General features: G+C 62.2%; 17 protein-coding genes. 6 read left to right on the forward strand and 11 right to left on the reverse strand.

All coding sequences use genetic code 11. The features are described from left to right. The first annotated feature begins 97 nt into the window (after positions 1-97). Both ACW9IB_RS17965 and ACW9IB_RS17970 read left to right on the forward strand, forming a co-directional pair. Complete coding sequence (locus ACW9IB_RS17965) at positions 98-1,078, forward strand: Gfo/Idh/MocA family protein (RefSeq protein ID WP_457414746.1); 981 nt, start codon at positions 98-100, stop codon at positions 1,076-1,078. Positions 1,079-1,107: 29 nt separating this feature from the next. Beyond that, positions 1,108-1,737 carry a ribonuclease T2 family protein gene (locus ACW9IB_RS17970; RefSeq protein WP_457367825.1) on the forward strand — a complete coding sequence of 210 codons (630 nt, stop codon included), beginning with the start codon at positions 1,108-1,110 and terminating at the stop codon, positions 1,735-1,737. Here the strand turns inward: ACW9IB_RS17970 and ACW9IB_RS17975 are convergent. Then, on the reverse strand, positions 1,734-2,171 hold the full coding sequence (locus ACW9IB_RS17975) for an Rrf2 family transcriptional regulator (RefSeq protein WP_457414747.1): 438 nt from the start codon (positions 2,169-2,171) through the stop codon (positions 1,734-1,736). The genes ACW9IB_RS17970 and ACW9IB_RS17975 overlap by 4 nt on opposite strands. 144 nt (positions 2,172-2,315) lie before the next feature. Between ACW9IB_RS17975 and ACW9IB_RS17980 the strand changes: the two genes are divergently transcribed. Next, positions 2,316-3,200 (forward strand): NAD(P)/FAD-dependent oxidoreductase, encoded by an 885-nt coding sequence (locus ACW9IB_RS17980; protein WP_457414748.1) that lies wholly within the window; start codon positions 2,316-2,318, stop codon positions 3,198-3,200. On the opposite strand, the gene ACW9IB_RS17985 is transcribed toward ACW9IB_RS17980, so the two are convergent. After that, positions 3,190-3,888 carry an SDR family oxidoreductase gene (locus tag ACW9IB_RS17985; protein WP_457367822.1) on the reverse strand — a complete coding sequence of 233 codons (699 nt, stop codon included), beginning with the start codon at positions 3,886-3,888 and terminating at the stop codon, positions 3,190-3,192. The genes ACW9IB_RS17980 and ACW9IB_RS17985 overlap by 11 nt on opposite strands. A 107-nt stretch (positions 3,889-3,995) precedes the next feature. Here ACW9IB_RS17985 and ACW9IB_RS17990 point away from each other — a divergent pair, with 107 nt between their 5' ends. Continuing rightward, positions 3,996-4,430, forward strand: a complete 435-nt coding sequence (locus ACW9IB_RS17990) for a winged helix-turn-helix transcriptional regulator (protein WP_457367821.1) — start codon at positions 3,996-3,998, stop codon at positions 4,428-4,430. Positions 4,431-4,529: 99 nt separating this feature from the next. Further along, complete coding sequence (locus tag ACW9IB_RS17995) at positions 4,530-6,218, forward strand: phospholipase D-like domain-containing protein (protein WP_457414749.1); 1,689 nt, start codon at positions 4,530-4,532, stop codon at positions 6,216-6,218. A gap of 6 nt (positions 6,219-6,224) precedes the next feature. Here the strand turns inward: ACW9IB_RS17995 and ACW9IB_RS18000 are convergent, their stop codons facing one another. The 3 genes from ACW9IB_RS18000 to ACW9IB_RS18010 form a co-directional block, all read right to left on the reverse strand. After that, the gene (locus ACW9IB_RS18000; protein WP_457367819.1) at positions 6,225-6,803 is read right to left on the reverse strand and encodes a TetR/AcrR family transcriptional regulator; all 579 of its coding nucleotides are present in this window, start codon (positions 6,801-6,803) and stop codon (positions 6,225-6,227) included. Between the two features lie 64 nt (positions 6,804-6,867). After that, entirely contained in the window at positions 6,868-7,710 is an 843-nt protein-coding gene (locus tag ACW9IB_RS18005) for an alpha/beta fold hydrolase (protein ID WP_457367818.1), read from the reverse strand. 131 nt (positions 7,711-7,841) lie between these two features. Beyond that, the gene (locus ACW9IB_RS18010; RefSeq protein ID WP_457414750.1) at positions 7,842-8,861 is read right to left on the reverse strand and encodes an NAD-dependent epimerase/dehydratase family protein; all 1,020 of its coding nucleotides are present in this window, start codon (positions 8,859-8,861) and stop codon (positions 7,842-7,844) included. A gap of 171 nt (positions 8,862-9,032) precedes the next feature. Between ACW9IB_RS18010 and ACW9IB_RS18015 the strand changes: the two genes are divergently transcribed. Beyond that, positions 9,033-9,620 (forward strand): LysE family translocator, encoded by a 588-nt coding sequence (locus ACW9IB_RS18015; RefSeq protein WP_457367816.1) that lies wholly within the window; start codon positions 9,033-9,035, stop codon positions 9,618-9,620. Here the strand turns inward: ACW9IB_RS18015 and ACW9IB_RS18020 are convergent. From ACW9IB_RS18020 to ACW9IB_RS18045, 6 genes are read right to left on the reverse strand one after another with little or no spacing between them, the layout of a single operon-like run. Continuing rightward, complete coding sequence (locus ACW9IB_RS18020; protein WP_457414752.1) at positions 9,562-10,437, reverse strand: AraC family ligand binding domain-containing protein; 876 nt, start codon at positions 10,435-10,437, stop codon at positions 9,562-9,564. The two genes, ACW9IB_RS18015 and ACW9IB_RS18020, sit on opposite strands and share 59 nt — an antisense overlap. Then, positions 10,434-12,038, reverse strand: coding sequence for an ABC transporter ATP-binding protein (locus tag ACW9IB_RS18025; protein WP_457414753.1), 1,605 nt, complete (start codon positions 12,036-12,038; stop codon positions 10,434-10,436). The genes ACW9IB_RS18020 and ACW9IB_RS18025 overlap by 4 nt, the downstream gene beginning before the upstream one ends. Before the next feature lies 1 nt (position 12,039). Next, positions 12,040-13,059, reverse strand: coding sequence for an ABC transporter permease (locus ACW9IB_RS18030; RefSeq protein WP_457367813.1), 1,020 nt, complete (start codon positions 13,057-13,059; stop codon positions 12,040-12,042). A gap of 1 nt (position 13,060) precedes the next feature. Continuing rightward, a complete protein-coding gene (locus ACW9IB_RS18035) occupies positions 13,061-14,134 on the reverse strand; it encodes a microcin C ABC transporter permease YejB (protein ID WP_457367812.1) in 1,074 nt (357 codons plus the stop codon). Further along, complete coding sequence (locus tag ACW9IB_RS18040; protein ID WP_457414755.1) at positions 14,135-15,973, reverse strand: extracellular solute-binding protein; 1,839 nt, start codon at positions 15,971-15,973, stop codon at positions 14,135-14,137. Next, on the reverse strand, positions 15,970-17,799 hold the full coding sequence (locus ACW9IB_RS18045) for an extracellular solute-binding protein (RefSeq protein ID WP_457414757.1): 1,830 nt from the start codon (positions 17,797-17,799) through the stop codon (positions 15,970-15,972). Before ACW9IB_RS18045 ends, ACW9IB_RS18040 begins: the two co-directional genes overlap by 4 nt. Between the last annotated feature and the right edge of the window lie 246 nt (positions 17,800-18,045).

The following is an 18,045-nucleotide window of genomic DNA, read 5'->3' on the forward strand; positions in this document are numbered from 1 at the left end:
ACAAAAGTGTAATGCAATTGTCATGCTCAGTGGTTATGGCGCGTGGCGGTGGGGATGTGGATACTGCCGGATTGATGAAAACGGACGAGGAGAGCAGATGAACACCGTACGTTGGGGCATGATCGGTTGCGGCAGCGTCACTGAGTTGAAGAGTGGACCCGCTTTCTACAAAGTGCCAGGTTCGGCGCTCGTGGCCGTGATGGGGCGCCGCGAGGAGGCCGTGCGCGATTATGCGGCGCGCCACGGCATCGCCCGTTTCTACACCGACGCCCAGGCCCTGATCGATGACCCCGAGGTGGACGCGGTGTACATCGCCACGCCGCCCGACAGCCATCTGGAATACAGCCTGATGGTGGCGGCGGCGGGCAAGCATTGCTGTGTCGAGAAACCCATGTCCCTGAATGCCGAGCAGAGCGCCTTGATGCAACGGACGTTCGAGCGGGCCGGCCTGCATCTGTTCGTGTCCTATTACCGGCGTTCGCTGCCGCGCTTTCAGCAGGTGCGTGACTGGCTGCAAGACGGGCGCATCGGCGAGTTGCGCCACCTGAGCTGGACCTTGTGCAAACCGGCGAAACCGGATGACGCCAGCGCCGCCAACTGGCGCACGGACCCGGCGATTGCCGGCGGAGGCTACTTTGCCGATTTGGCCAGCCATGGCTTTGACCTGTTCCAGTACCTGGCCGGGGATATCATCGAGGTGGCCGGTTTTACTTCGCGACAGGAAGGCCGTTATGCCGCTGAAGACGCAGTGACTGCGAGCTGGCGCTTCGCCTCGGGCGCGTTGGGCATGGGGTGCTGGAACTTCGTGGCGGATCGTCGCGAGGACCGGGTGGAACTGATCGGCAGCCATGGGCGTATCCGGTTTTCGGTGTTCGATGACCAGCCGCTGCACCTGGACGGCGAGACCACCGAAGTGCTTGAAGTGCCGTGCCATGCGCATATCCAGTGGCATCATGTGTTGAATATGAATGCCCATATTCGTGGTGAGCGCGAGCATCCTGCGCTGGCGATCGAAGCGTTGAAGACCGATCGCATTCTGGACAAGGTGCTACAGCGAAACCCTTACCTTCCCGGGTAAGGGCGACGGTTTTCTCAAGGAATGGACGAATGAAATATTGGATGGTGGTGTGGCTGGCAATCGCCACAAGTGCAATGGCGGCTCCGCGTAACCAGGGAACGCCGGGCGAGTTTGATTTTTACGTGTTGTCGCTGTCGTGGTCTCCGACCTTTTGCCTGACCCATCCGGACAATGAGCAATGCTCGGGCAAGGGCTACGGGTTTGTGTTGCATGGTTTGTGGCCGCAGTACGCGCAGGGAGGCTGGCCGGCATCCTGTGCGCCGCAATCCTCGTTGAGCCGTGAAGAGGCCGACAAGGGCGCTGCGTTGTTTCCGACCCGCGCACTGCTCCGGCATGAATGGGCCAAGCACGGCACGTGCAGCGGGCTCGAGCCCCTGGCGTACCTGGAAAAAACCGATGCGGCGCTGGGTGCCGTGGTGATTCCGGCGCAGTTGCAGCCGTTCAATACACCGCCGTCGCTGCCGGCCAGCGAGATCGAGGCGTTGTTCCGCGAGAGCAACCCGCGCATGGGCAACCGTGGGTTGGCGGTGATCTGCAAGGGCAAGGTGCTGTCGGAAGTGCGCGTGTGCCTGACCAAGGACCTGGCCTTCGCCGGTTGCCCGCGCAGTGTGAAAACCCAGTGCCGCGACGGCGATATCCGTATCCCCGCGCAGCGCTAGGGCAGCATGGCCAGACGGTAGCGCTCGTCGAAATCCTCGGCCAATTGCGCCAGCGTGACGGTGCCCAGGCGTTCCAACAGCAACGCCTGGGCCTGCTCGAAGGCATCCGTGAGTGCAGCGTTCACCGCTTGTTCCACCAGGCATTGCGGGTGATCGGTGGACAGGCCGATGGCGAAGATCGACGGCGTGCCCAGGGCGTTGTGAATATTCAGCAAGGTGATTTCACTCAAGGGTTTGCCCAGCGTCCAGCCACCTTGATGGCCTTTTTCCGAGCGTACGTACCCTTTCTCCTTGAGTAGCCCCAGGGTGCGCCGCACCACCACCGGGTTGGTGCCGAGCATCTGTGCGATGGTGTCCGATGTGGCGCGTTCTTCGTGGCGGCCCATGTGGATCAGCACATGCAACATGCGCGAAAGCCGGGTGTCGTTTCTCATCAAAAAACCTCGGGTCGATTCGACCGGCAGTATCGTGTGTAACCTGAAAAGTTGCGAGATACTTGACGGCGTATTTTTACGTAACTTATGGTGTGTCGTGAAAGCCCGCGGATAACCGCAGGCACCAAAACACGGGGCACTCTCATGATGCATGACGTCATTATCGTCGGCGGCAGCTACGCCGGCCTGTCCGCAGGGCTGCAACTGGCGCGGGCACGGCGCAAGGTGCTGGTGATTGACGCGGGGCAGCGGCGCAACCGGTTCGCGACGACGTCCCATGGGTTTCTCGGCCAGGATGGCCAGCCGCCCGAGGTCATCGCTGCGGAAGGTCGCAGCCAATTGATGGAATACCCGACGGTCAATTGGGTGCAGGACCGCGTGCTCCAGGCGCGTGCGACATCGGACGGTTTCAGCGTACGCACCGAATGCAACGGTGAGTTGCAGGCCAGGCGATTGATCCTCGCCACCGGCGTGGTGGACGAACTGCCGGCCATCGATGGTTTGCAGGAGCGTTGGGGCACGCGGGTGTTTCATTGCCCCTACTGCCACGGGTATGAATTGGATCAGGGCCGTATCGGCGTGTTGGCCACTTCGCCGCTGGCGATGCATCACGCGCTCTTGCTGCCGGATTGGGGCGACACGACGCTGTTCACCAATGCTGTGTTCACCCCGGATGCCGAGCAACAGGCGCAGTTGGATCGACGTGGCGTGACGGTGGAGCCTGGCAAGGTCAGGCGTTTGCGCGGTGAGCGTGCCGATGTGGAGCTGGACGACGGTCGGGTGTTCAACCTCGACGGCGTGTTTACGATGTCCCGCACCCGTATCAGTGGGTTGGCCGAGCAATTGGGGTGCGAACTGCTGGAAGGCCCGACCGGTGCGTATGTGTCCGTCAACGACCTCCGCCAGACTTCGGTGCCCGGTGTGTTTGCCTGTGGCGATACTGCGTTGGCAGGGGGCTCCGTGGCATTGGCGGTGGGCGAGGGCGTGCGCGCCGGGGTGGGCGCGCACTTTTCGTTGATCAGCGGGTGAGGTAGAGCGGGCTTTGCGTCGACAGCGACGCCTTGATCGCGTGGCCCATGTCGGTGATCACCACTTCTTCGCGTCCTTCGCTGAGCGCTTGCAGGGTCAGCGCGACCACTTCCTGGGGTGTGCTTTTGGGCGCTTCGATACCGGCGGTCATGTCGGTGTCTATGTACGCGGGGTGAACGCCGATCACCAGGGTTTTCTGCTCGCGCAATTCGCTGCGCAGGCCGTTGGTCAGGCTCCACTGCGCGGATTTGGACGCGCTGTAACCGCCGGTGCCCGGCGAACTCAACCAGCTCAACACCGAAAGGATATTGATCAGCGCGCCGCCGCCTTGTCGGGCGAGGATCGGGGCGAACGCGCGGGTGACGCGCAGGGTGCCCAAGGTGTTCACGTCAAAGTGCTGTTGCAGGTTTTCGACGCTGTCATCGTCCAGCAATGCGCCACGGGTGAGGGCGCCGGCGTTATTGATCAGCACCTCGACATCGGTGTACTGCTCGGCGGCGCGTTGCACGCTGGCGGTGTCGGTGACGTCCAGGGCGATCGGCGTGCTGCCGGGAATGTCCACGCTGCGCGGGTCACGCGCGGCGGCGTAGACCTTGGCCGCGCCGCCTTGCAGCAGCGCGCTGACGAACGCTTTGCCCAGGCCGCGATTGGCGCCGGTGACCAGTACCACTTTTCCACGAATATCCATGATGAACTCCAGGCTGCGAATTAGGTTTAATAATGAAACTGTTTTTATCCTGCGTGAGATGGTCCTATAATGCAACCTGAATTTTTCAGTCAGCCCGGAGGCGCCCGATGAAACGTAAATGCCTGGAAGGCGATGGCTGCCCGGTTGCCCGTGCCCTGGATGTGGTGGGCGATTGGTGGACGCTGCTGATCATCCGCGATGCCTTTGCCGGCGTGACGCGCTTCGGTGATTTCCAGAGGCGTCTGGGCGTGGCGAAAAACATCCTCGCCACGCGCCTCAAGGACATGGTCGAGCAAGGCCTGTTGCAGACCAGCGAAGTGGGCGCGCGCAGCGAATATCAACTGACTGACAAGGGCCGTGCACTGATGCCGGTGCTGGTGACCCTGGCGCAATGGGGCGAGGCGTTTACCACGCCTGAGGCGGACGGTCGGCGGGTGCTCGACGCGCAGTCGTTGCAACCGCTGCGCAAGGTCGAAGTGCTGTCCCAGGACGGGCGTGTGTTGGGAATTGAAGATATCGTCACACAAGCGCCTGTGGCTTGAAGCCCCGCAAAGGCTAGACTGTACGGGACCGCCTCCCTGTGGTGAGCGGGCTTCGGCCCAGTCCGGTGTTTGGAGGTCTTCAAGGACAGGAGACAGACCATGACCACCGATTTCGAATGCAAGACCACTTCCCAGGGGTTGACCTTCAAGCTCTACCGGGGCGAGGGGGCTGCGCTGCTGGCATTCGACCTGGCGCCAGACCTGGCCACCCGCGATTTTGTCGGCTTCAGCATCGAAGTGCGCTACCCCGGCGCCGACAAATGGGGCGCGCTCTACAACCGGCTGCACTTCGATTACCCACCCACCCCCGAGCGTTCGCGCAGCTTTCCTTCCACTGAAGCCCCGTTCCAGAAATTTCGCTGGATCCACGTGCCCAGCGAGATTCTGACCGGTGTGTACCGCTACCGCGTCACCGCCTGCTATATGAAGGAGGACGGGACTCTGTCCAAGGGCGTGAGCCTGGAAAACCAGGTGTCCCTGGAAGCGCAAACCATCAACCAGTTCGTGAACGTCGGTTTCACCCGCGGCTTTGCCTCGTCGCAGGCCTACGGCGATCGCTTCAACAATGAAACCCGCATTCTGCCACCGGCGCGTTCCGCGCCCCGTGCGTACCTGGACCTGGACATGGCGCCGTTCGAGCGCAACTATCAATGGCTGGGCTTCGAGGCCCGCGAGTTGATACTGCAAGTGCTGGAACAGGTGGCGAACGACCCCGCATTGACCCTCGACGCGCTGATCTACGAAAGCAAGGAACCGGACATCCTGCGTCGCCTGGAATCGCTCGGCCCGCGGCTGCGGGCGATCATCGATGACCATGATGACCAGGGCGCCGCCGACAGTTGTGAAAGCCTCAGCGCCGAGCGTTTGACGGCGGCCGGGGCGCAGATCAAGCGTTTGCATTTCTCCAGCCAGCAACACAACAAGGTGTTGATCGTACGGCGCGCCGGCAAGGCCATTCGGGTGCTGGGCGGTTCCACCAACTTTGCCTTGCGCGGTTTGTATATCCAGGCCAACAACGTGTTGCTGTTCGACGACGAAACCGTCGCCGGCAAATTCGCCGAGGTATTCGACGCCTATTGGACGGCGCCCGAGGCTTTTCGCAAAAACCCGCTGTCGCAACAGTGGTGGGTAGTGCGTGACCAGCCAGGTTCCAAAGTCTCGTTGTGCTTTGCGCCTCACGCCGACAGCGCGTTGTCCCTGGACCCCATCGCCAGCAGCATCGAACAGGCGACCAGTTCGGTACTGTATTCCATCGTGTTCCTCAGCCTGATCAACGGCAAGGTGCGCGATGCGCTGGACGAGTTGATGCAGCGTTCGCTGTTCTCCTACGGCGTGGCCCAGCGCACCGGCAAGCTGGCGGTGCGCAAACCGGATGGCTCGGTGGGGTTGCTGCCGTTCGCGTACCTGGCGGGCAACGCGCCGGCGCCGTTCAAGGCGGAGTGGTCGGGCAATGCCGGGAACATGGTGCACAACAAGTTTGTGGTCACCGATTTCAATGGCGCCAACCCTACGGTGTACACCGGGTCATCCAACCTGGCCGGGGGCGGTGAAAAGAACAACGGCGACCACCTGATCCGCATCGAAGACCGCAAGGTGGCGGTGGTCTATGCGATCCAGGCGTTGCTGCTGTTCGACCATTTCCACTTTCGCGCCAATGCCCGCCAGCCTGGTGCCAATCAGACGCTGCGCCTGGCCAAGCCTCCGGCAGAGGGGGAGAAGACCTGGTTCGACGCGTATTACCGCCCCGGTCATATCAAGGCCCGGGACCGCGAGCTGTTTGTGAAGTAAGCGCGCCTAGCCATCCACCAGTTGCTGGAACAGCGGCGTGAGCAGGTCGATCAATACCTGCGGATCGGCCTTGGCCAGGGCCTGCAGTTCAAGCATCTGGCGCATCACCTGAAACCCCGAAACCAGCGCCATCACCAATGCCGCGCGTTCTTCGTGGTGCGCGCCCTTGAGCGCGGCCGCCATGGTAGCCTGATGGCCTTTTTCCACCTGCTCGCGGCCGATCACGGCGGCGCGTTTGCTTGACGCCGAATGCAGCATGATCAGGAAACCTTCCAGCGGCGTGCTGCCGGCCTCGGTGATGCTGACCAGCGCGGTGGCCATGGTGCGTCCGAGGTTTTCCGAGCTGAGGTTGTCTTCGGTGAGGATGATCGGGCTGGCCATGGTGTCGGCGATCACTTCGGCGAACAGCTGTTCCTTGGAGCCGAAGTAACGGTTGACCAGCATCGCTGTCACGCCCGCACCGGCGGCGATTTCGCGCACGCCAGCACCATCGTAGCCCGATTGGGCGAAGGCTTTGCGCGCGGACAACAGAATGGCGTCGCGGGTGGCGGCGGCATTGCGCCGTCGTGGAGTCGGATTGGGCATGGAGGTCCTGACATGGCTGGGATCTGTGGGCGCACAGCGCGTGCGCGCCCACAGGGTACAGGGTCTATTTGCTGTCGAGGAAGCCCAGCAAGGCAGCATTGAACAACGCCGGGTCCTGCAGGAAGGCAAAGTGGCTGGTGTTCGGCAGAATCAGCAGCCCGGCACCCGGGATGGTCGCGGCCATGTACTCGGTGTGTTCGCGCTTGATCGCCTCGTCATGGTCACCATCGGCGATCAGGATCGGCGTCTTGATGCTTGCCAGTTGCGCATCGGTCCAGTTCGGTTGGCTGGCCCACATATGGCTGATCTGCTCGACGAACGCCTCGTACTCCTTCGGCGTTGGCGACAACTTCGCGTACTCCTTGCCGGCGCGTTCGATGAACGCCGCGAAGGTCGGGTTCTTCTCCACGGCGTCCTTCACACCTGAAGTCTGGGTGTTGGCGGCGAAGGCGAAGACCTTGCCGATGCGCGCCGGATGGCGCAGGGCCAGGTCGATGCCGATGATTGCCCCGTCGCTCCAGCCGACGATATCGGCACGCGGGATTTTCAGGCTGTCGAGCACGGCCACCACGTCGTCGGCCATCAGGTCATAGCCGTAGGGTTGTTCGTTGCGCGAGCTGCGCCCGTGGCCACGGCTGTCGATGCTGATCACTTCGTGCTTGGCCGACAGGGCCTTGACCTGGTTGCCCCAATAGTCGGAGTTGGACAGGCCGCCATGCAGCAACACCACTGGCGAGCCGTGGCCGGTGCGGGTGTAGTAGACCTTGATGCCGTTGACCGCGGCATAGCCGGTTTTTGCCCCGGCGACGGGGGCGGGTGTCGGCGGCAGGGTTTCCCAGCGTTCGGCGGCCTGGGCCGCGGAGAAGGACAGCAACAGGCAGGCAGCTGCCAGTAGACGGCGTGACATGGCGGTTCCTTTTTGCAGTGAGTAGGCGCTGAACTCTAGCACCGGCCCCGGGCCGGAAAAAACGCATTTTTGCCTATTGGAATTCTCTGGCTGAAAGAAAAAATTCAGCTATATCAATGGAATAAAACCGTCTAAAGGGCTTTTTGGCTAATCAGGCTATTGGCACAATCGATCAGTGTGTCTTCCGCCGGGCGCGGTTGCCAGCCGAGTAGTCGATGGGCTTTTTCCGCACTGTGGCGGTGTGCCCGACCCAGGTTCGGGGTAAGGCTGCGCAACAGCGGGTCGAAACGCGCCAGCAGCCGCAACAGCCAATCGGGGATGTTGCGCGTGGGCACCTTGCGGGCAGCGTCCCCCAGCCGGTCGCGCAGCACCTGGGAAATCTCGGCCATCCACATGAACCTCCCGACGCCCAGTATCCGCTGGCCGGCAGCGGCCGGGGCGGTCATGGCGCGGATATGCAGGTCGGCCAGGTCACGTACATCCACCACTTCGAAACCCAGGCGCGGGTTGCCCTTGGCCCGGCCTTGCAGCAAGCGTGCGATGACTTGCACCGAGCCGAAGGTGTCGCGGCTCATGATCGGCCCGAAGACCGCCCCCGGCAGAACGGTGGTCAGGGTGGTGATGCCGGTGTGGTCGGCCATGAACTCCCATGCAGCGCGTTCGGCCTGACGCTTGGCCTGGCGGTACGGAATCACGTTGGTTTCGTTCGGGTCGAACCACACCGTCTCGTCGCTCAGGCTGTCGGGGCTTTGCAGTGGCGGGGTGGCGACCGTCGCCGCGCTGGTCATGACCACCCGGCGTACCCCGGCACGGGTGGCGGCCCGCAGGATGCGCAGGGTGCCGTCACGGGCCGGGCCGATCATGTCGTCGATATGCTGCGGCGCGTCCAGGCCCAGGGGCGAGGCCACGTGCAGCACGTAATCACAACCGACCATGGCAGCGTCCCATCCGGCGTCGCGGGTGAGGTCGGCGACGAAGAACGACAAGCGATGATGATCGATACCCTGGCCGCTCAACGCCGCTCGCACACCCGCAGCCTTGTCCAGATTGCGCAGGCTGGTGCGCACCTGATAGCCCTGTTGCAACAGGCCCGCCAGGCACCAGCCGGCGATATAGCCCGTACCACCGGTGACCAGAACCGTTTCTGCCATGTGTGTTCTCCAGCATGTGTCAATGAAGTGAGGCTGACTGTAGAGCTGAAAATGAAATAAGTCTACAGTCGTATACAAAATAGTTGGCCAAGGGGCATTTTCTTCAATACCGCCCGACATTCGCCGTTTACCGTGGTCCCAACGTTCTTCCTCGCATCAAAAGGAGCTGCAATGAGCTTGATCCTTTCCATGGCCGCGTTCGCGTTGGCTACGTCCATCACGCCGGGACCGGTCAATGTGGTGGCCTTGAGTTCAGGCGCGCGCTTCGGCTTTGCCGCCAGCCAGAAGCATGTGTTCGGTGCGGCGGTGGGGTTCACCTTGCTATTGGTGCTGATCGGCTTGGGGTTGCATGAAGTGCTGCTGCGTTGGCCAGTGCTGACCCAACTGATCCAATGGGGCGGGGTGGCTTTTTTGCTGTACATGGCATGGAAGCTGGCGATGGATGACGGCCAGCTGGACGCCGAGGGCAGCGCGAAAGTGCCGTCGATGTTCTACGGCGCACTCATGCAGTGGCTCAACCCCAAGGCGTGGCTGGCCTGTGTGGCCGGGATGGGACTGTTCGTGGCGGACGGTGCGGCGGGGCAGGTCTGGTTGTTTGCCGGTCTGTACCTGGTGATCTGCTACCTGTCGGTGGCGTGCTGGGCCTGGGCCGGAACGTTTCTGCGGCGTTACCTGGGCAACCCACGGGGCGTGCGGTTGTTCAACCGTTCGATGGCTGCGTTGCTGGTGGCCAGTGTGGGTTATCTGTTGATGGCTTGAGGCGGTCACGGTACCGGCCCGGCGTGGCCGCAACATGTTGCTTGAAGGTACGCTGGAAATGCGCCTGGTCGGCAAAGCCCGCCGCCAGTGCCACATCGGCGATCAACTCGCCCTGGCGCAGCCGGGTGCGGGCAAATTGAATGCGCTGGTTCACCAGGAATGCGTGGGGTGTCAGCCCGTAATACTGCTTGAAGGCACGGATCAGGTAGGACGGCGACAGCTCGGCTGCCGCGCAGATGTCTTCCAGTTTCACCGCCAACGTGCAGTGCGCGCGGATGTACTCCGCCGCTCGCTCCAGTTTGCCATTGGCTTCACGCGGTGGCATGCCGGAAGGGTTCAAACGCTGCTGAACCTCGCTGAAGTAGCTGACCAGCACGCTCTGTTTGTGCAGGTGCTCGGCGTGTTCATCCACCAGCACCCGGTACAGTTCCAGCAGGCCGCTGTACAACTGCGCATCCTGTGTGTGGGGCGTGTTGAACGGGCGATAGCCCTGGTCGATGCTGAAGCCCAACTGGTGTTGCAAGTCCGTGAGCCAGGGCGTATCGAGGTACAGCATCCGGTAGGACCAGGGCTCGTTCTCTATCGGGTTGCACGCGTGCACATCCCCCGGGTTCATCAACACCACTGTGCCGGCGCTGATCTGGAAGGTCTGCGCGCCATAGTGGTAATAACTGCGCCCGCTGGTGACCGCTCCGATGGAGAAATGCTCGTGGGCATGCCGGCTGTAGGTGACCTTGCGCCCGTCGGCGATGGCCCGCGCTTCGATAAAAGGCAGCGCGGGGTCACGCCAGAACAGTGGGGCGGTTGCGTCGCTCATGGGCGCGGCGCCAGGAACGCCGCCTCCAGCAACTGCCGTGTGTAGCCATGTTGCGGCGCGGCGAAGATGGTTTTGGCGTCGCCCTGTTCCACCACCTGCCCGTGCTTGACCACCATCAATTGGTGGCTGAGCGCCTTCACCACCGCCAGGTCATGGCTGATGAACAGGTAGGTCAGGTTGTACTTGGCTTGCAGGCTGCGCAGCAATTCCACCACTTGGCGCTGTACCGTGCGGTCCAGGGCGGAGGTGGGTTCGTCGAGCAGGATCAGGCGCGGTTTGAGCACCAGGGCACGGGCGATGGCGATGCGCTGGCGCTGGCCGCCCGAGAATTCATGGGGGTAGCGATGCCGGGATTCCGGGTCCAGGCCGACTTCCTTGAGCGCCGCGATGATCGCCGCTTCCTGCTCGACCGGCGTGCCCATTTTGTGAATGCGCAGGCCCTCACCGACGATCTCGCTGACGCACATGCGCGGGCTCAGGCTGCCGAACGGGTCCTGGAATACCACCTGCATTTCCCGGCGCAACGGGCGCACCTGCTGCTGGTTGAGGCTGTCCAACTGCAAGCCCTCGAAACGAATGCCGCCCTGGCTGCCGATCAGGCGCAGGATCGCCAGGCCCAGGGTGGATTTGCCCGAGCCGCTTTCGCCGACGATGCCCAGGGTCTGCCCCTGGGGCAGGCTGAAGTTGATGCCATCCACCGCCTTGACGTAATCGACGGTATTGCGCAAAAAGCCCTTCTTGATCGGGAACCACACTTTCAAGTCATCGACTTCCAGCAGCGGCGGTCCCGCCACGTTGGTCGCCGGTCCGCCGCTGGGTTCTGCCGCCAGCAGTTCCTGGGTGTACGGGTGCCGGGGCGACTGGAACAGGGTCTCGCAGTCCGCCTGCTCCACAATGCAACCCTGTTGCATCACGCATACACGGTGGGCGATGCGCCGTACCAGGTTCAGGTCGTGACTGATCAGCAGCAATGCCATGCCCAGGCGTGCCTGCAGTTCCTTGAGCAGTTGCAGGATCTTCAGCTGTACCGTCACGTCGAGGGCGGTGGTCGGTTCATCGGCGATCAACAGTTCAGGCTCGTTGGCCAGGGCCATGGCGATCATCACCCGTTGGCGCTGGCCGCCGGAGAGTTCATGGGGCAGCGCCTTCAGGCGTTTGTGCGGCTCGGGAATGCCCACCAGCTCCAGCAGCTCCAGGGTGCGGCGGGTAGCGACCTTGCCGGTGAGCCCCTTGTGCAGGCCAAGCACTTCGTTGATCTGCTTTTCGATGGAGTGCAGCGGGTTCAGCGAGGTCATCGGCTCCTGGAAAATCATCGCGATGCGGTTGCCGCGAATGTGCCGGATGGTTTTTTCCTTGAGGGTCAGCAAGTCTTGCCCGGCGTATTCGATGGTGCCGGACGGGTGCCGGGCCAGGGGGTAGGGCAGCAGGCGCAGGATCGAGTGCGCGGTCACCGATTTGCCCGAACCGCTTTCGCCCACCAGGGCCAGGGTTTCGCCGCGCTTGATGTCGAAGCTGACGTTGTTGACCACGCGCTGGTGGTTGCAGCCCACGACAAACTCGACACTGAGGTCGCGGATTTCGATCAGATTGTCCTGACTCATCTCATTTCCTCGGGTCGAAGGCATCGCGAGCGGACTCGCCGATAAACACCAGCAGGCTCAACATGATCGCCAGCACGGCAAAGGCACTCATGCCCAACCACGGTGCTTGCAGGTTGGATTTGCCCTGGGCCACCAGTTCCCCCAGGGACGGCGAACCGGCAGGCAGGCCGAAGCCGAGGAAGTCCAGGGCAGTGAGGGTGCCGATGGCGCCGGTGAGGATGAACGGCATAAAGGTCATGGTCGAGACCATGGCGTTGGGCAGGATATGCCGGAACATGATCGCGCCGTTCTGCATCCCCAGGGCCCTGGCCGCACGCACGTATTCCAGGTTGCGCCCGCGCAGGAACTCGGCGCGCACCACGTCCACCAGGCTCATCCAGGAGAACAGCAACATGATCCCCAGCAGCCACCAGAAATTGGGCTGCACGAAACTGGCGAGGATGATCAGCAGGTACAGCACCGGCAGCCCGGACCAGATCTCCAGGAAACGCTGCCCGGCCAGGTCGACCCAGCCGCCATAAAAGCCCTGCAGGGCCCCGGCGATCACGCCGATGATGGAACTGAGCACCGTGAGGGTGAGGGCGAACAGCACCGACACGCGAAAGCCGTAGATCACCCGCGCCAGCACATCGCGGCCCTGGTCGTCGGTGCCCAGCAGGTTGACCGACGAGGGCGGTGCGGGGGCGGGGACTTTCAGGTCGTAGTTGATGCTCTGGTAGCTGAACGGGATCGGTGCCCACAGCGTCCAGGCGTCCTTGGCCTTGAGCAGTTCCTGGATGTACGGGCTCTTGTAGTTGGCCTCCAGCGGGAATTCGCCGCCGAAGGTGGTTTCCGGGTAACGCTTGACGGCGGGGAAGTACCAGCCGCCGTCGAAATGCACCACCAGTGGCTTGTCGTTGGCGATCAGCTCGGCGCCCAGGCTCAGCACAAACAGGATCAGGAACAGCCACAGCGACCACCAGCCACGCTTGTTGGCCTTGAATCGTTCGAACCGGCGGCGATTGAGGGGGGACAGGTTCATCTCAATGCTCCCGGCTGGCGAAGTCGATGCGCGGATCGACCAGGGTGTAGGTGAGGTCGCCGATGAGTTTCACCACCAGCCCCAGCAGGGTGAAGATGAACAGCGTGCCGAACACCACCGGGTAGTCGCGGTTGATCGCCGCTTCAAAGCTCATCAGGCCCAGGCCGTCGAGGGAGAAGATCACTTCCACCAGCAACGAGCCGGTGAAGAAGATGCCGATGAACGCCGAGGGGAAACCGGCGATCACCAGCAGCATCGCATTGCGGAACACGTGGCCATACAGCACGCGGCGGTGGGTGAGGCCCTTGGCCTTGGCGGTGATCACATATTGCTTGTTGATCTCGTCGAGAAAGCTGTTCTTGGTCAGCAGGGTCATGGTGGCGAAGTTGCCGATCACCAATGCGGTGATCGGCAGCGCCAGGTGCCAGAAGTAATCGAGGATCTTGCCGCCCCAACTCAGCTCGTCGAAGTTGTTGGAGGTGAGCCCACGCAACGGGAACCAGTCGAAATAACTGCCGCCGGCAAACACCACGATCAGCAGGATCGCGAACAGGAACGCCGGGATCGCATAACCGACGATGATCGCCGAGCTGGTCCACACGTCGAAGTGGCTGCCGTGTCGCGTCGCCTTGGCGATTCCCAGGGGAATCGACACCAGGTACATGATCAGCGTGCTCCATAACCCCAGGGAGATGGACACCGGCATTTTTTCCTTGATCAGGTCGATGACCTTGGCGTCGCGGAAAAAGCTGTCACCGAAGTCCAGTCGCGCATAGTTCTTGACCATGATCCACAAGCGTTCCGGCGCCGACTTGTCGAAGCCGTACATCTTTTCGATTTCCTTGATCAGCGCCGGGTCCAGGCCCTGGGCGCCCCGGTAGCTGGAACCCGCTACCGAGACCTCGGCGCCGCCGCCGGCAATGCGGCTGGTGGCACCGTCAAAGCCCTCGAGTTTGGCGATCATCTGCTCCACCGGACCACCGGGAGCGGCCTGGATGATGACGAAGTTGATCAGCAGGATCCCGAACAGGGTGGGGATGATCAGCAGCAGGCGACGAACAATATAAGCCAGCATTCAATCGCCTCCGTTCGCCGGATCGGCGTTGGTTGGGGTGTCCAGGGTCACGGCGGGTTGCACGTTGGGCTTGCTCCACCAGGTGGCGGTGCCGACGTCGTAGCGCGGCGAGACTTTGGGGTGGCCGAGATGGTCCCAATACGCCACGCGGAACGTCTTGATGTGCCAGTTGGGGATCACGTAGTAGCCAAATTGCAGCACCCGGTCGAGGGCCTTGGCATGGGCCACCAGGCTCTTGCGCGAGTCGGCGTCGATCAGCTCTTCCACCAGTTGATCGATGGCCGGGTCCTTGAGGCCGATGTAGTTGCGGCTGCCGGGTTTGTCGGCGCTGGACGACTTCCAGTATTCGCGCTGTTCGTTACCCGGCGAGCTGGATTGCGGAAAGCTGCCCACCATCATGTCGAAGTCCCGCGAGCGCACGCGGTTGATGTATTGCGAGACGTCGACCCGGCGTATCATCAGGTCGATGCCCAGGTCTGCCAGGTTGCGCTTGAACGGCAGCAGGATACGCTCGAATTCGGTCTGGGCCAGCAGGAATTCGATGGTCACCGGTTTGCCGTGGGTGTCGACCATCTTGTCGTCGACGATGCGCCAGCCAGCCTCTTGCATCAACTGGTAGGCCTCGCGCTGCTGGCTGCGGATCATGCCGCTGCCGTCGGTTTTGGCGGGTTCGAAGGCTTGGGTGAAAACGGCGGCCGGGATCTGCTCGCGCAGCGGTTCGAGGATCGCGGTTTCGTCCGGGCCGGGCAGGCCGGTGGCGGCCATTTCCGAGTTTTCGAAATAACTGCGGCTGCGGGTGTAGGCGCCGTTGAACAGCTGCTTGTTGCTCCATTCGAAGTCCAGCAACAGACTGATGGCTTTGCGCACGCGCACGTCCTGGAACATCGGTTTACGCGTGTTGAACACGAAACCCTGCATGCCGGTGGGGTTGCCGTTGGGAATCTCTTCCTTGATCAAGCGGCCTTCGGTGACTGCCGGGGTGTTATAGGCGTTGGCCCAGTTCTTGGCACTGATTTCCAGCCAATAGTCGAACTGCCCGGCCTTCAGGGCCTCCAGGGCCACGGTGTTGTCGCGGTAATAGTCAGTGACGCGGTAATCGAAGTTGTAGAACCCTTTGGCCACCGGCAGGTCCCTGGCCCAGTAGTCCTTGACCCGCTCATAGCGAATCATGCGCCCGGCCTTGATCTCGGCGACCTTGTATGGCCCGCTGCCCAGCGGTACTTCCAGGTTGCCCTTGGCAAAGTCGCGGCCGCTCCACCAGTGCTTGGGCAGCACCGGCAGTTGGCCGAGGATCAGCGGCAATTCGCGGTTATTGGTGCGTTTGAATTTGAACAGCACCCGCAACGGGTCTTCGGCAACCACCTCGTCGACGTCGGCGTAGTAGGTGCGGTAGATCGGCGAGCCTTCCTTCGTGAGGGTCTGGAAGGTGAACACCACATCTTCGGCGCGGATCGGGTGACCATCATGGAAGCGCGCTTCGGGGCGCAGGTAGAAGCGTACCCAGCTGTTGTCCGGAGCCTTCTCTATCTTGCCCGCCACCAGGCCGTATTCGGTGATGGGTTCGTCCAGGCTCTGCATCGCCAGGGTGTCGTAGATCAGGTTGATGTTGTCGGCCGGCACACCCTTGCTGATGTAAGGGTTGAGGCTGTCGAAGCTGCCCATGCTCGACTCGCGGAAGGTACCGCCCTTGGGGGCGTCCGGGTTGACGTAGTCGAAGTGCTTGAAGTCGGCAGGGTATTTGGGCGGTTCGTTGTACAGCGTCAACGCGTGTTGCGGCGCCGCGTGGGCTGCGGTACACAGCAGCAGGCTGCCGAACACGGCAGTGCGCAAAGACATCATTGGGCTTTCTCCGAAGCTTTCAGCCACCACGCGCTCAAGCCCAGGCTGTAGGGCGGCGTGGTGACAAAGGCGAACCGGTTGCGGTACGCCAGGCGATGATAGTTGAGGTACCAGTTGGGAATGCTGTAGTGCTGCCACAGCAGCACCCGGTCCAGGGCCCGGCCGGCGGCCAGTTGTTCTTCACGGGTCTGGGCCGCGAGCAATTGTTCCAGCAGGTGATCGACCACGGGGTTGGCGATGCCTGCATAGTTCTTGCTGCCCTTGATCGCAGCCTGGCTGGAGTGGAAGTACTGCCACTGCTCAAGGCCCGGGCTGAGTGTCTGGTTGAGGGTGATCAGGATCATGTCGAAGTCGAACTGATCCAGGCGCTGTTTGTATTGTGCCCGGTCGACGGTGCGCAGGCGCGCATCGATACCGATGCTGATCAGGTTCTCGACATAGGGCTGCAGGATGCGCTCCAGGTTCGGGTTCACCAGCAGGATCTCGAAACGCAGCGGCTGCCCGTCGCCGTTGAGCAGGCGCTGGCCCGACAGCTTCCAGCCGGCTTCGCCCAACAGGTTGAGCGCGCGGCGCATGGTCTCGCGGGGGATGCCGCGACCGTCGGTCTGAGGCAGGCTGAATGGCTGGGTAAACAGGTTGGCCGGCAGTTGGTCGCGGTAGGGCGAGAGCATCAGCCATTCATGGCCCACCGGGACGCCGGTGGCCGAGAACTCACTGTTGGGGTAATAGCTCAAGGTGCGTTTGTAGGCGCTGCTGAACAGGGTGCGGTTGGTCCACTCGAAGTCGAACATCAGCCCCAGGGCTTCACGCACCTTGGTCTGGCTGAAGGTCGAGCGCCGGGTGTTCATGAACAGGCCCTGGCTCTGGGTCGGGATCTGATGGGCGATCTGTGCCTTGATCACGTCGCCACGGTTCACCGCCGGGAAGTTGTAGCCATTGGCCCAGTTCTTGGCCTGGTGTTCGATATAGATGTCGAACTCGCCGGCCTTGAAGGCTTCGAAGGCCACATCGCTGTCGCGGTAGAACTCCACCTCGACCTTGTCGTAGTTATAGAAGCCCTGGTTGACCGGCAGGTCCTTGCCCCAGTAGTCCTTGACCCGTTCGAACACCAGCTGCCGCCCCGGTGTGACCTTGCTGATGCGGTACGGCCCGCTGCCCAGCGGTGGTTCGAAGGTGGTGGCCTTGAAGTCGCGGTTTTTCCAGTAATGCTGGGGCAGTACCGGTAGCTCGCCCAGGCGCAGGATCAGCAGCGGGTTGCCGGCGCGCTTGAACACGAAGCGGATGCGGTGGCGGTTGAGGATGTCGACCCGTGCCACTTCCTGCAGGTTGGTGCGGTACTGCGGATGGCCTTCGGTCAGCAGGGTGCGATAGGAAAACGCCACGTCATAGGCGGTGATCGGCTTGCCATCATGAAACCGCGCTTCGGGGCGCAGGTTGAACACCACCCAGCTGCGGTCCTCACTGTATTCCACGGACTGGGCGATGAGGCCATAGCTGGACGTGGGTTCATCACCCGAAGGTGCGTATTGGCCGGTACCGACCATCAACGGCTCGTTCAGCTCGTTGACGCCATATTGCAGGAAGTTGGGCGTGGAAACAGGGCTTGAGCCCTTGAAGGTGTAGGGGTTGAGCGTGTCGAACGTGCCAAACGCCATGACCCGCAGAGTGCCGCCTTTGGGCGCCGCAGGGTTTACCCAATCGAAGTGGGTGAATTTGGCCGGGTACTTGAGCCTGCCGAACTGCGTGTAACCGTGGCTCTCGGTAATCGTCGCGTTCGCAGCAAAGCTCAAGGCCAGACTTATTAGTAGAAGGAGGGGACGCTTCAAGTCAGAGATCCGATCCAGGCGGCTTGGGCTTTATGATCGGTACAGTAACAGCTTGTTCCGGTTGGAAAAAGGCTGTTGAAATGCCTCAGCCTGAGCGCCAGCGCGGTATTGAAGGGTGTGAAGATCAAATGTGGGAGCTGGCTTGCCTGCGATAGCATCGGCCTGGTGTCACTGATACACCGAGGTGATGCTGTCGCAGGCAAACCAGCTCCCACACAAGCCCGCTTTCATGCAGGTTTATCTTGG

This window comes from Pseudomonas sp. SDO524_S393, assembly GCF_054071875.1.